This window comes from Klebsiella sp. X1-16S-Nf21 (assembly GCF_002837615.1).
In the GTDB taxonomy this organism is placed as follows: Bacteria; Pseudomonadota; Gammaproteobacteria; order Enterobacterales; family Enterobacteriaceae; genus Klebsiella; species Klebsiella variicola.
The window spans coordinates 36,890-49,205 of record NZ_PJDK01000008.1 but is presented as its reverse complement, the minus strand read 5'-3'; the positions used below and the strand labels follow the sequence as shown (position 1 = coordinate 49,205).

The window sequence follows — 12,316 nt, the reverse complement described above, 5'->3', positions numbered from 1 at the left end:
ATCCGTCAGATTCAGGAGCAGACATGGATAACCTCTTTCACCAACCGCAGGGTGGCAATGAGATGCCACGCTTCGCCGGTCGCGCCACGATGATGCGCCTGCCGTTTATTGAAGATTTACAGGGACTTGATGCGGCATTTGTCGGCATTCCGCTGGATATCGGCACCTCGCAGCGCTCAGGTACGCGCTACGGACCGCGCTATATTCGCGCCGAATCGGTGATGATCCGTCCGTACAATATGGCAACCGGCGCCGCGCCGTTCGACTCGCTGTCGGTGGCCGACATCGGCGATGTGCCGATCAATACCTACAGCCTGCTCAAATCGGTGCAAATTATCGAAGATTACTACACCGGTTTGAATAGTTATCCGCTGATCCCGCTAACCCTCGGCGGGGACCACACCATTACCCTGCCGATCCTGCGGGCGCTGACCAAAAAACATGGTCCGGTGGGGCTCATCCACGTCGACGCCCATACCGATACCAATGATGAGATGTTCGGAGAGAAAATCGCCCACGGCACCACCTTCCGCCGCGCCGTTGAGGAGGGACTGCTCGACCTCAAACGGGTGGTGCAGATTGGCCAGCGCGCCCAGGGCTACGCCGCCGGCGACTTCCAGTGGGGCGTTGACCAGGGCTTTCGCCTGGTGCAGGCGGAGCAGTGCTGGCATACCTCGCTGGCGCCGCTGATGGCCGAAGTCCGTCAGCAGATGGGCGACGGGCCGGTGTATCTCAGCTTTGATATCGACAGCCTCGATCCCATCTGGGCTCCGGGAACCGGGACGCCGGAAGTCGGCGGCCTGACCTCCATTCAAGCGCTGGAGATCGTCCGCGGCTGCCGCGGCCTGAACCTGATTGGCGCCGATCTGGTCGAGGTCTCGCCCCCCTATGACGTGAGCGGCAATACCTCCCAGCTGGCGGCCAACCTGCTGTACGAGATGCTCTGCGTCCTGCCCGGCGTGAAGTACGCCTGAGGAAGCCGCCATGGAGCTGAAATGCTTTCGCACCCTCTGGGGAGTCACCACCCCCTGGTCGCAAACGCTGGATGAGCTGCAGCGCGTCGGCTGCTGCGGTATCGAAGCCCGCGTGCCGTTAACGGTGGCCGAACGGCGGGAGCTCGCCGACCGCCTGCAGGCGTCGGGGCTGGAGTATATCGCCATTCTTTTCAGCGGCGGCGGAGTGCTTCCCGCCCAGCATGAAACGCCGGAGCAGCATCTGGCGCGCCTGCAGACCCGCTTCGCCGAGGCCAGCAGCCTCAACCCGCGCTTTGTCAATCTGCTGGCGGGCAACGATCGCTGGCCGCTGGCGCAGCAGGTCGATTTTCTCGGCAAGGCGCACGAGCTGGCCGCCGGGTTTGGTTTGACCTGCAGCTTTGAAACCCATCGCGCCACCTCGCTGTACAGCCCGTGGCTCACGCTGGAGATTATTCAGCAGCTCCCCCAGTTGCGCTTTACCGCCGACATCAGCCACTGGGTGGTGGTCAGCGAGCGCCTGCTGGATGACCCCTGCGATGACTTCAGCGCCTTTATCGACCGCGTGCATCACGTGCAGGCCCGGGTGGGCTACGACCAGGGGCCGCAGGTGCCGCACCCGGCGGCGCCGGAGTATCAGCCGGCGCTGGCTTTTGCCGAGCGCTTCTGGCAGCAGGTCTGGCATTCACAGCGCCAGCGCGGCTACCCGCAGACCACGCTGACCCCGGAGTTTGGCGCCGACGGCTATCTGCACCATCTGCCGTTCACCAACGTTCCGGTGGCCGACCTCTGGTCGCTCAACGCCTGGATGGCCGCGCGCCAGCAGGCCCACTTTCAGCAGTTTTTAACGCTCACTGAACAGGAACCGCAGCCATGACCGCCGTGAAGCACGCTTTTACTGAACTCCCGACCATCGATATCCGCGATCTGGCCGGCGACGATCTCGCCAGGCGCCAGGCGGTGGCCGACGCCATCGGCCGCGCGGCGCGCGAGGTGGGCTTTTTCTACATCACTGGCCACGGCATCGACCCGGCGCTGATCGCCGGCGTCCGCGAGGCGGCGAAGCAGATCTTCGCCCTGCCGATGGAGGAGAAGATGAACTATTACATCGGCCACTCCAAAAGCCATAAGGGCTACGTTCCGGAAGGAGAAGAGATCTACGGCTCCGGCAAGCCGGACCATAAAGAGGCTTTCGATATCGGCTTCCAGGCAGCGGATGACCATCCGCTGGTGCTCGCCGGCACGCCGCTGATCGGCGCCAATGAGTGGCCCGATCTGCCGGATTTCCGCGCGCGGGTGCTGGCCTACTACGACGCAGTCTTCGCCCTCGGCCACCGTCTGTTCGACGCTTTCGCCCTCGCGCTCGGCCTGCCGGAAGGGTATTTCAAACCGATGGTGACCTGCCCGCCGGCCAAGCTGCGGCTGATCCATTACCCGTTCGACGCCAGCGTCGAAGATGTTCCCGGAATTGGTGCACACACCGACTATGAGTGCTTCACCCTGCTGCTCGCCGACCAGCCCGGCCTTGAAGTCCTCAATGAAGAAAGCGTGTGGATCGATGCACCTCCCGTCAAGAACGCCGCCGGAGAAGAGGCGTTCGTGATCAATATCGGCGACATGCTGGAAGTGCTCAGCGCTGGCACATTTGTTGCTACAGCCCACCGGGTGCGCAAAGTGCCGCAGGAGCGGTACTCCTTCCCGCTGTTTTTCGCCTGCGATTACCACACGCTGATCCGCCCGCTGCCGACCTTCCTCGCCGCCGGCGAAGCCGGTGAATATCAGGAGCTCAGCATCGGGGAGCATATGTGGAGCCAGGCGCTGCAAACCTATCGCTACCTGCGCGAGAAGGTCAATCGCGGTGAACTTCAGCTACCGGAGCGCGCGCGCGGCACCAATACCTTTGGCCATTTGAAAAAACAGGCACAGCAAAAAAACCCCTAACCACCCGTGAGGAACCATGATGACTAGCACCCTGAAAAAAATCTCGCGCCGTGTCGCGCTTACCCTCGCCGTCAGCGCCTGTTTTTCCCCTGTCACCCAGGCGGCGGAACTGCTGACCGAGGGCGTCTTTAAGGTGGGGATGGAGGTCACCTACCCGCCGTTTGAGTCCTATGACAGCAATAACAACATCGTCGGTCTCGACCCGGATTTCGCCGCGCTGATCGCCCAACATCTGCAGGCCAAACCGCAGCTGATCGACACCAAGTTCACCAGCCTGATCCTCGGCATCGGCAAGAAATATGATGCGGTGATCTCCGGGATGTACGTGACGCCGGAACGCCAGAAACAGGCCGACGCCATCCCTTACGCCCTCTCCGGCGCGTCGATCATCGCCCTGAAGGGCGGCGCGGTGCAGCCGAAAACCGAAGATGAGCTGTGCGGCGTGAAGGTCGGCCTGCAGGCAGGCACCACCTGGGTGACCAGCCTGAAAAAACACTCCGATGAGTGGTGCCTGAAAAACGGCAAACCGGCCATCACCATTCAGGAGTTCCCGACGGCGCCGGAAGCCTCGCAGGCGCTGCTGTCGAAGAACATCGGCGCCCAGCTTGAGATTGCCCCGGCGGCGCAGATCATCGTCGACAAGAGCCGCGGCCGCCTGGGGATAAGCTCTACGCGCCTGGTCTACCCGCTGCCGTTGGGGATCTACGTCGCCAAAGGCAACACCGAGCTGGCGGAGGCGATTAAGGCTACCCTGGCCGCGCTGAAAGCCAACGGCCAATATGCCGCGCTGATCAAAAAATACAACTTAGAAAGCATCGATTAAGACAATAAGCACTGCGCAACAGGAGTCGGTATGGCGTTCGATTGGGGATACTTTTTTTCACTGTTTAGCATTGGAGCATTCTGGCAGGCGTGCGTGACCGTGATCGTGGTCAGCACCTTGTCCTGGGGGATCGGCCTGGTGGTCGGTTTTCTGTTAGCCTGCGCGAAGCTCTCCGCGCCGCGCTGGGTCAAGATCCCCGTCGAACTCTATATCTGGTTTTTTCGCAGCGTGCCGCTGATGGTGCTGCTGGTGTTTGTCTACAACCTGCCGCAGCTGTTTCCGGTGACCCAGCCGCTACTCGGGGTGCCGTTTATCGCCGGGCTGGTGTCGATGACCGTCACCGAAGCGGCCTATATGGCGGAGATCCACCGCGGCGGCCTGCTGTCGGTGGCCAAGGGGCAGAGCGAGGCGGGCCATGCGCTGAGCTTCAGCTTTATCGGCATCCAGCGGCTGATTGTTATTCCTCAGGCGTTTCGCATCTCGCTGCCGACGCTGATCAATGAATACATCACCATCATTAAGCTGAGCTCGATTCTGTCGGTGGTCTCCTTACCCGAGCTGCTGCTCACCGGCCAGCGCTTGTATGCGCAAAATTTCCTCGTGATGGAGACCCTGCTGGCGGTGGCGGTGTACTACGTGATGGTGGTTACCGTCTTCACCTGGCTGTTCCGGGCGCTGGAAAATCGTCTCGATATTCAGCGCAAGCGTCCGCAAACCCTCAGCGAGGCGGAATGCCAGGCGCTGCGCCAGAGCCTGCCGGCGCTGACGGAGGAGATCAAAACGCCGGCCGTCAACGGCGCGCCGCCAGCGCTCGATCTGCGGGGCATCCGCAAATCCTGGGGTCAGCATAAGGTGCTGAAAGGCATCGATCTGCAGGTGGAGAACGGGGAGGTGATCAGCATCATCGGCCCGTCCGGCTCCGGCAAAACCACCCTGATCCGCACCATCAACGCCCTCGAAAGCCTTGATGGCGGGGAGATCATTCTCTACGGCGAGGACTATCTGAAGGGCGGAGCCATCGTCGACAAACGCCAGATGCGCGCCGGGGTGCAGCGCATCGGCATGGTCTTCCAGAGCTTCAACCTGTTCCCCCACCGCACGGTGCTCGACAACGTGATGCTGGCCCCGCGCTATCACCAGCTGCTTGACCAGCCGGTCGCCCGCGAACAGGCCCTGGCGCTGCTCGACCGCGTCGGCCTGCTGGCCCATGCCCACAAATACCCCTGGCAGCTCTCAGGCGGCCAGCAGCAGCGCGTGGCGATCGCCCGGGCGCTGGCGCTGAAACCGGACATTATGCTGTTTGACGAGCCAACCTCGGCGCTGGATCCGGAGCTGGTAGGCGAAGTGTTGAAGGTCATTCAGTCGCTGGCCCGCGAAGGCATGACCATGCTGATTGTCACTCACGAGATGGAGTTCGCCCTGTCGATTTCCGACCGCGTGGTGCTAATGGAGAACGGCGTGGTGCAGGCCGATATCGCCCCGCAGGTGATCCGCAGCCCGCTGGAGGCCCCTTCTCTGCAACGAATCCGTGAATTTATGGGAGTACGCTAAATGGCAACTGAGCAACACCTGCGCCAGCAGTTGGCCGCCGCCTACCGGCTGGCGGCGCTGTTCGGCTGGGAGGATACCCTCTACACCCACTTCTCCGTGCGCCTGCCCGGCGACGGCGAGCCGCGTTTTTTAATTAATCCCTTCGGCATGATGTTTGACGAAGTCACCGCCAGCAACCTGATCGTGGTGGATATGCAGGGCAAGGTCGTAGAGGGCGACGCGCCAGCTAACTCGGCGGGCTTTACCATCCACAGCGCGGTGCATATGGCCCGGGAAGACGCCCACTGCGTGATCCACACCCATACGCTGCCGGGAATGGCGGTGGCCGCCTGCGAGGACGGCCTGCTGCAGCTTAACCAGATCAGCACCGAGTTTTACCAGCGCGTCGGCTACCATCCCTATGAAGGGGTGGCCTTTGACCTCGACGAACGGGCGCGCATCCAGCGCTCGCTGGGGAATAATATCGCCATGATCCTGCAGAGCCACGGCCTGCTGTCGGTGGGCCGCACCGTGGCTGACGCCTTTTATATCATGTACTACCTGAACCGCGCCTGCGAGATCCAGATGGCCACCGCCCAGCTGGCGGCCCTCAGCCCGATCCACACCATCGCTCCGCACCTCAGCCAGCACGCCTGCGAGCAGCTGATGGGCGTGGAGCATGAACGTCAACAGGTCTGGCAGGCGTGGCTGCGCCGTCTTGACCGTCTCGATACCTCTTACAAAGACTAACGCCTATGTCTGATATCACTATCGTTGTGGATTGTAACGACGCGGATTTCGCCCGCGATATTTGCGCCGCCCTGCAGCAGTTTCCCGACGTCACGGCGCTTCTGCCCCATCACCAGGCGGCGCGCGACGCCCAGTACGCCAGCTGCTGGTTCCCGGACCCGCAGCTGCTGAGCCGCTCGCCGGGGCTGAAGCTGATCCAGGCCGCGTCCGCCGGGGTCGATCATCTGCCGCCCGCGCTGTTCGCCAGCGAGATCCCGCTGTGCCGGGTGATCGATGAAGATTTTCGCCACGGCATGTTCGAATATGCTCTGTGGAGCGTCCTGTGGTTTCAGCGCCATTTCGACCGGGCGCTGGCCCACCAGCGAACCCAAACCTGGAAGCTCTATCCCCAGCGCGCCGCCGCCGACTTCCATATCGGCATTATGGGTCTCGGCGAAATTGGCGGCTATATCGCTGACCAGCTGGCCCGCCTCGGCTATCGTGTCTCCGGCTGGTCGCGCAGTGAAAAGCAGCTGGCTGGTGTCACCTGCTATCGCGGCGAGGAGGCGCTCGACCACTTTCTTGGGTCGCTTGACGGGCTGATTAACCTCCTGCCGCTCACCGCGCAGACCCGAGGTATCCTCGCCGCGCCGCTGTTCAACCGGCTACCCGCCGGGGCGGTGTTGATCAATTGCGGCCGCGGGGAGCATATGGTCAATGACGATGTGCTGGCGGCGCTGGAGAGCGGCCAGCTCGCCGGGGCGGTGCTCGACGTCTTCCCGCAGGAGCCATTGCCGGCGGACGATCCGCTGTGGCGCCATCCGCAGGTGGTCATCACCCCGCATATGGCCTCTGCGGCCCCTGCCGAGGTGATCGCCCGCCAGTTGCTGGAGAACATTCAGCGCCAGCGCCGCGGGCTGCCGCTGAAGAACCTGGTCAATAAGCACGCCGGTTACTGATCCCCAGCCATACTGCCGCTGCTACGCTTAATGGGAGATCCACAACCAGAAGGCAGGAACATGAAGATTGATTTATCGGGGAAAGTCGCGCTGGTCACCGCCTCCACGGCGGGTATTGGCTTCGCCATCGCCAAAGGCCTGGCGGAGAGCGGCGCAGAGATCATCATTAACGGGCGCAGCGAGCAGAGCGTGAACGCCGCCATCGCTCGTCTGCAAAATGAGGTGTCGGGCGCGAAGGCGCGACCCGCCATCGCCGACCTCAGCGACGCCGACGGCGCAGCCCAGCTGCTGCGGGCGGTGACCGGCGTCGATATTCTGGTCAATAACGCCGGGATCTATGGCCCGCAGGATTTCTACGCCACCGACGACGCGACATGGGACAACTACTGGCAGACCAACGTCATGTCCGGCGTACGCCTGTCACGGGGGCTGCTCCCGGCGATGGTCAGTAAAGGCTGGGGGCGGGTGGTGTTTATCTCCTCAGAATCGGCGCGCAATATCCCGGCGGACATGATCCATTATGGCGTGACCAAGACCGCGCAGCTGTCGCTGGCCCGCGGCCTGGCGAAATATGTCGCCGGCAGCGGAGTGACCGTTAACAGCGTACTGCCGGGGCCGACGATTTCCGACGGCTTTGCCGAGATGCTGAAATACGACGTGGCGAAAACCGGCAAGTCGCTGGAGGAACTGGCGAAAGCGTTTGTCATGACCCATCGTCCGAGCTCGGTGATCCAGCGGGCGGCCTCGGTGGAAGAGGTCGCCAATATGGTGGTCTACGTCTGCTCGCCGCAGGCATCGGCCACCTCCGGTGCCGCACTGCGCGTCGACGGCGGCGTGGTGGATGATATTCTCTGACGCCCACCTCATTCAGGGGAGTCACCCTCCCCTGTCGCCTTCGCCGGCGCTAAACCGCGCAAAATGTTAAAAAAACGCGGCAAAGTCGCACAAAGTGAACAGGAACATGCATTCCCAAAACTTATGATATTTCTTTTAAGTATAAGTTGTGGTGTTAATGTCTCTGTTACGAAGCTTGCTATTCTTTCTCGGCGCGGCGGTCGCAGCCGCCCTCGCGGTACTCTGTCTGTGGGTGGATATTCGGGTGTTTGGCAACGACATCCCGGAGGTGTCGCTGACCGAAGTGGTGCAGGAGAGCGTGCTGGCCGTCATCGTACTGGTTCACTTCCTGCTGGCGCGAAAATATACCCGCCTGCGCTATAGCAATATCCTCATCGGCGGCTTCTTCCTCGCCATGCTGATCCGTGAACTGGATGGCCTGTTTGATTTGCTCTCCCACGGCAGCTGGGTGTGGTTTGCCCTGCTGGCCACCGTAGGGTCGCTGCTGGCGCCGCTGCGCCATCTGCGTCAGACCCTGTCGCAGCTGGCGGAGTATACCCGCACGCCCTATTACGGGATGATGATCAGCGGCCTGCTGGCGATTCTGGTCTTCTCTCGGCTGTTTGGTATGCACGGCCTGTGGTACGCCGTGCTGGATGAGAACTACGCCCGGGTGGTGAAAAACACGGTCGAGGAAGGCAGCGAGTCGTTTGGCTATATGCTGTGCCTGACCGCCACCCTCGGCTACGCCTGCTACTTCCGCGGCCTCGCGCGACAGACCCTGTCGCCGCAGCGCTAACCGTGGACGATAACCACCGCCGGACGCGTCTGCCGGCGGTGGCGCGCCGCCGCGTTAACCGCGAATTTTCCACTTCCGTTTGAGAACCTCTTTGTCCTGGCTATCCAGCCACTGGTTCACTTTCTCCAGCAGCGCCGGGTTATCCTTATTCATCATATACACCTTGTCGCTGGCGGTGCCGGCGAACGGTGTTTCGTTAGCAACGCAGAACACGCCGGGCTCTTTGCTTTGGTAATAGTCGCCTTCGATCAGGTCTGTCACCATCATATCGGCTGTTTTCTGCCGCAGCGCCTCCAGATTGTCGACGTTGTTCTGTACGCGAATGATCTGCGCCTGCTTGATATGCTCATCGACAAAGCTCTGGTTTGTGCCGCCAGGGTTGACGACCACCTTCACCTCCGGGCGGTCAATCTTCGCCAGCGAGCCGAGCCGCGGGGCGGACTGGCAGTTGGCTAAGGCGATTTTACCGTTCGCCACTACCGGGTGGCTGAGGGCGAAGTCCTTCGCCCGCGCCGGAGTCTGCGTCACGCCGCCCATCGCAATATCAAACTTGTCCGCCCGCAGATCGGCGGCGAGCGCTGGCCAGCTGGTGTAGACGAAGCTCACCTTCAGCCCCAGCGTGCGCCCGAGATCGCGGGCCATGTCCACGTCATAGCCCTGCAGCTCGCCGGCGGCATTGCGAAACGCCAGCGGGGCGTAATCGCCCGGCACGCCCACTTTCAGCTCACCGCTGTGCTCGATGGTTTGCATATCGCGCGCCTGGGCGCCGCAGGTCATTATCGCCAGCGTCAGCGCCAGCCCCACCGTCAGTTTCATCTCGCCATCCTTATCGTTATCGATTTTTCGCGCCGGGGTGATCGGCCGCTTATCAGTCAACACCATCCGCAGCATACGCCAGGGCATTCATCCTATTTTTAATCATCGTGACATACAACCCGGCAGCACGGTTGCCGATCGCAAATCTGGCGATAAAAAACAGCCCCCCTCCGGTGAATGATCCCTCATCTGCCGGGCGTAGCCTTACGTGAACGATCGTATTTTCCACCATGAAGTGGGTTCGAACACCTGGCAAAAAAGAGCAATAAGCTATTTCTAATGCATTGAATTAAAATAGCAATTTATTTTATCGAGCGATATTTGGCATTCAACTCGCGTTAATAACCGTCTTATTTACGTCGCAATTCCCCCACGCTACTATCCCGACAAAAGCAGCCCCTAAATAACAAGCCAGTTTATTTCCTGGTATTAATAAATTTGTCAGTCAGATGAATTAATAAAAAACATACCTGGCGTAAATAAGACTCATCAAAATAACGGCCCTGGCGCCAGCTTTACGGGCAATAGAGAAGGAAAGAAAAATGAAAATAATCACGCTGTGTCTGGCGACGGTCTTTGCCGGGCTGGCCGCTGTCCCTGCACTCGCGGCAGAGGGCAAGCTGAATTTCATCGGCAAGGTCGTGAACGCCTCCTGCAAGCTCGAAGGGGTGAGCGACAGCGGGGTCATCGACGTCAGTATGGGCGCTATTCCGCTGTCGAGACTGAAAAACAGTCAGTCTGGGACCGGGCCGGCGGTCGGCATCGACATTCGCGTTAAAGATTGTGAGAAAGGCACTTACTACATTGTGGTTGACGGCCCCTCGCCTGCCGACACACCTGAAAACCGCGTGCTGGCGCTCGACGGCAGCGGTAAGCCGGCCAGCAAGGTAGGTATTCTGCTCACTGACCGCACGGGCACCCCGCTCAGCCTCGATGAACGCCTTGATCCGCAACACGATCCCCGCATAGAGATCCCGGTGGACGGCGGCTCCGGAACCTTCAGGCTGAACGCCTTCTATTACACCTGGGACAAAACCCACGCCGATCCCGGCGACGGCAATGCGACGGCCCGATTTACCATTATGCAGGAATAACTTCCCGGTCAGGGATGAGACGTCAAGGGAGTCCTCATGAAAACACAGCTGGCGGTTCTGCTCTGCGCAGTGACCTTTCAGGCCTGCGCCGGGATCACCATTAATGCCACGCGGGTGGTCTATTCCGGGAAAGAAAAGGTCGCCAGCCTGAACATTCACAATCGCAGCAGCACGCCTTATAAAGTGCAGATCTGGCTGGACGCCGGACTCAATACCTCGCGCGTCGGCCTGCCGATAGTGGCGACGCCGCCGCAGGTCTATTTATCGCCGCAACAATCCGCCCAGCTGCGCTTTATCTATCTCGGCGGCGGGCTGCCCGGCGATCGGGAAAGCGTGTACTGGGTCAATATCCAGGAGACGCCTCCCGCAGCCGTCGGCACGCATACGCTGCAATTTGTCGTCCGTACCCGCCTGAAGCTCTTGTATCGTCCGCCCGCCATCACCACCACCCTCGCCAGAGAGGTGCAAAAGCTGCAGTGGCAGCAGAGCGGGAATCACCTGCGCTTTACCAACTCAGGCCCACTGCATATCACCCTGGTCAACGGGACGCTGATCGATAATAAAGGCCACCTCTCGCCGATGAGAAACGTGATGCTCCGGCCATACAGCAGCCATACCGTGATGACCACCGACAGCACTCGCCTGTACCAGCTGAACTATATCGACGACTACGGCGCGGTGGTGCCCATCCCCCTGCAGAATGCCCATGCGCCAGCGTCAGGCTAGTTATACTCCAGGGCGAAGGTCACCATGCTGTTGGCCGTGCCCGCCCCCACCGTGGCGTCAGTTTGCACATACTGAGCGTTAAAATTGATCGCCTCGGCGGTACCGGCGTTTGTGCCGGTCACCCTTTTCAGGATCGGCAAGTTGCTGGCCTCATTGATCTTAACGCTGGTGCCATCAGAGACCGCCGCACCGGGGTTATTACCGTAGGTCAGCTTCACGCCGACGCCGCTGGCGCTGTTGCTGGCCTTGCTCAGGGCCAGGGTATCGCTCTCCACGCTGACGCCGAAAAAGCCGATGCGCACGTCGGTCGGCGACGGGCAGAACACCGGGATCGAAAAGCGCTTCGCCTGGCCGCCGGTGCTCCCTTTACCGTGAAACTCCGCCCGGTTTACCGTGCCCAGAGTGACCTGGATCGTCGACGTCGCTACCTGACAGCTGCCGCTGCTGCCGATGTCCACGTTCAGGGCCGCCATATCGATACTGACCGGCGCGCTGGCGACATAGCTGGCGCTCCCGCTGGCCTGCTGCTCAATGGTCATCTCCCCCACCTGCGGCAGCGACGGCGAGTTGGTGTGCGTCCCGTCCGCCAGCTGCACCGTCCCGGTTTTATAGAAGGTCACCGCGATCCTGACCGTGGTTTGCTGCTGCGTCATCAGCGCCGGAAGCATTGCGCTGTCGCACACCACCACCGACTCGCCGCCTGCGGAGTGGCTGCCATCGATAGCGCGCATCGGGCCGCCCGCGCACTGAAAGCTGAGCGAGTAACCGATGCCGTCGATGGCGCTGGGGTAGACGTGCTGTCCGTTAATCACCACCGGCGAGCCGCCGGTTTTCAGTTGCTTATAGACGATGCGTTTGGCGCTCGCCGTCGGCAGCTGCAGGTCGCAGGAAAAGGGGATCCCGCTGCCGTTATCCGCCATCGCGCTGGTCATCTGGGTATTGACCGGTAGCGTGGGTAAATATTTGATATTGGGAATATTGACCGTGGTCTGGCCGATATTCGCGCGGCAGGTTTCAGCCCGCACGCCGGGGAGGTAACCACTCAGCGCCAGCAGAAAGAGAACAGGAAGTAGACGAAAAACAGATTTCATAGC

The 12,316-nt window shown here is 61.1% G+C and carries 13 protein-coding genes; 11 read left to right on the top strand and 2 right to left on the bottom strand.

Annotated features, from left to right (window positions below; genetic code table 11):
- Nucleotides 1-23: 23 nt before the first annotated feature.
- The 9 genes from speB (at nucleotide 24) to CW267_RS05945 (ending at nucleotide 8,586) form a co-directional block, all read left to right on the top strand.
- Entirely contained in the window at nucleotides 24-974 is a 951-nt protein-coding gene (gene speB, locus CW267_RS05985) for an agmatinase (RefSeq protein WP_004145693.1), read from the top strand.
- A 10-nt stretch (nucleotides 975-984) separates the two neighbouring features.
- Nucleotides 985-1,848, top strand: a complete 864-nt coding sequence (locus CW267_RS05980; protein ID WP_012540818.1) for a sugar phosphate isomerase/epimerase family protein — start codon at nucleotides 985-987, stop codon at nucleotides 1,846-1,848.
- Entirely contained in the window at nucleotides 1,845-2,912 is a 1,068-nt protein-coding gene (locus tag CW267_RS05975; RefSeq protein ID WP_004145695.1) for an isopenicillin N synthase family dioxygenase, read from the top strand. The genes CW267_RS05980 and CW267_RS05975 overlap by 4 nt, the downstream gene beginning before the upstream one ends.
- 19 nt (nucleotides 2,913-2,931) lie before the next feature.
- On the top strand, nucleotides 2,932-3,735 hold the full coding sequence (locus CW267_RS05970; protein ID WP_004899993.1) for an ABC transporter substrate-binding protein: 804 nt from the start codon (nucleotides 2,932-2,934) through the stop codon (nucleotides 3,733-3,735).
- Nucleotides 3,736-3,765: 30 nt separating this feature from the next.
- Nucleotides 3,766-5,286 (top strand): amino acid ABC transporter permease/ATP-binding protein, encoded by a 1,521-nt coding sequence (locus CW267_RS05965; protein ID WP_100781488.1) that lies wholly within the window; start codon nucleotides 3,766-3,768, stop codon nucleotides 5,284-5,286.
- On the top strand, nucleotides 5,287-6,015 hold the full coding sequence (locus CW267_RS05960; RefSeq protein ID WP_004899997.1) for a class II aldolase/adducin family protein: 729 nt from the start codon (nucleotides 5,287-5,289) through the stop codon (nucleotides 6,013-6,015).
- 5 nt (nucleotides 6,016-6,020) lie between these two features.
- Entirely contained in the window at nucleotides 6,021-6,953 is a 933-nt protein-coding gene (locus CW267_RS05955; protein WP_008806113.1) for a 2-hydroxyacid dehydrogenase, read from the top strand.
- A 60-nt stretch (nucleotides 6,954-7,013) separates the two neighbouring features.
- Nucleotides 7,014-7,808, top strand: a complete 795-nt coding sequence (locus CW267_RS05950) for an SDR family NAD(P)-dependent oxidoreductase (RefSeq protein WP_100781489.1) — start codon at nucleotides 7,014-7,016, stop codon at nucleotides 7,806-7,808.
- Nucleotides 7,809-7,965: 157 nt separating this feature from the next.
- Entirely contained in the window at nucleotides 7,966-8,586 is a 621-nt protein-coding gene (locus tag CW267_RS05945; protein ID WP_032740862.1) for a hypothetical protein, read from the top strand.
- 54 nt (nucleotides 8,587-8,640) lie between these two features.
- Here CW267_RS05945 and CW267_RS05940 read toward each other — a convergent pair whose 3' ends face one another.
- Nucleotides 8,641-9,477, bottom strand: a complete 837-nt coding sequence (locus tag CW267_RS05940) for a transporter substrate-binding domain-containing protein (protein WP_016161665.1) — start codon at nucleotides 9,475-9,477, stop codon at nucleotides 8,641-8,643.
- A gap of 467 nt (nucleotides 9,478-9,944) precedes the next feature.
- Between CW267_RS05940 and CW267_RS05930 the strand changes: the two genes are divergently transcribed.
- Together CW267_RS05930 and CW267_RS05925 are read left to right on the top strand one after the other, a co-directional pair.
- Nucleotides 9,945-10,496 carry a fimbrial protein gene (locus CW267_RS05930; RefSeq protein WP_012540815.1) on the top strand — a complete coding sequence of 184 codons (552 nt, stop codon included), beginning with the start codon at nucleotides 9,945-9,947 and terminating at the stop codon, nucleotides 10,494-10,496.
- Nucleotides 10,497-10,532: 36 nt separating this feature from the next.
- Entirely contained in the window at nucleotides 10,533-11,222 is a 690-nt protein-coding gene (locus CW267_RS05925; protein WP_100781490.1) for a molecular chaperone, read from the top strand.
- On the opposite strand, the gene CW267_RS05920 is transcribed toward CW267_RS05925, so the two are convergent.
- Nucleotides 11,219-12,313, bottom strand: a complete 1,095-nt coding sequence (locus tag CW267_RS05920; RefSeq protein WP_008806119.1) for a fimbrial protein — start codon at nucleotides 12,311-12,313, stop codon at nucleotides 11,219-11,221. The genes CW267_RS05925 and CW267_RS05920 overlap by 4 nt on opposite strands.
- Nucleotides 12,314-12,316: the final 3 nt, after the last annotated feature.

What these genes read in the sequence shown, in the direction of transcription:
- speB (WP_004145693.1), top strand. Translation starts at nt 24, where the DNA reads ATGGATAACCTCTTTCACCAACCGCAGGGTGGCAATGAGATGCCACGC.
- CW267_RS05980 (WP_012540818.1), top strand. Translation starts at nt 985, where the DNA reads ATGGAGCTGAAATGCTTTCGCACCCTCTGGGGAGTCACCACCCCCTGG.
- CW267_RS05975 (WP_004145695.1), top strand. Translation starts at nt 1,845, where the DNA reads ATGACCGCCGTGAAGCACGCTTTTACTGAACTCCCGACCATCGATATC.
- CW267_RS05970 (WP_004899993.1), top strand. Translation starts at nt 2,932, where the DNA reads ATGACTAGCACCCTGAAAAAAATCTCGCGCCGTGTCGCGCTTACCCTC.
- CW267_RS05965 (WP_100781488.1), top strand. Translation starts at nt 3,766, where the DNA reads ATGGCGTTCGATTGGGGATACTTTTTTTCACTGTTTAGCATTGGAGCA.
- CW267_RS05960 (WP_004899997.1), top strand. Translation starts at nt 5,287, where the DNA reads ATGGCAACTGAGCAACACCTGCGCCAGCAGTTGGCCGCCGCCTACCGG.
- CW267_RS05955 (WP_008806113.1), top strand. Translation starts at nt 6,021, where the DNA reads ATGTCTGATATCACTATCGTTGTGGATTGTAACGACGCGGATTTCGCC.
- CW267_RS05950 (WP_100781489.1), top strand. Translation starts at nt 7,014, where the DNA reads ATGAAGATTGATTTATCGGGGAAAGTCGCGCTGGTCACCGCCTCCACG.
- CW267_RS05945 (WP_032740862.1), top strand. Translation starts at nt 7,966, where the DNA reads ATGTCTCTGTTACGAAGCTTGCTATTCTTTCTCGGCGCGGCGGTCGCA.
- CW267_RS05940 (WP_016161665.1), bottom strand. Translation starts at nt 9,477, where the DNA reads ATGCTGCGGATGGTGTTGACTGATAAGCGGCCGATCACCCCGGCGCGA.
- CW267_RS05930 (WP_012540815.1), top strand. Translation starts at nt 9,945, where the DNA reads ATGAAAATAATCACGCTGTGTCTGGCGACGGTCTTTGCCGGGCTGGCC.
- CW267_RS05925 (WP_100781490.1), top strand. Translation starts at nt 10,533, where the DNA reads ATGAAAACACAGCTGGCGGTTCTGCTCTGCGCAGTGACCTTTCAGGCC.
- CW267_RS05920 (WP_008806119.1), bottom strand. Translation starts at nt 12,313, where the DNA reads ATGAAATCTGTTTTTCGTCTACTTCCTGTTCTCTTTCTGCTGGCGCTG.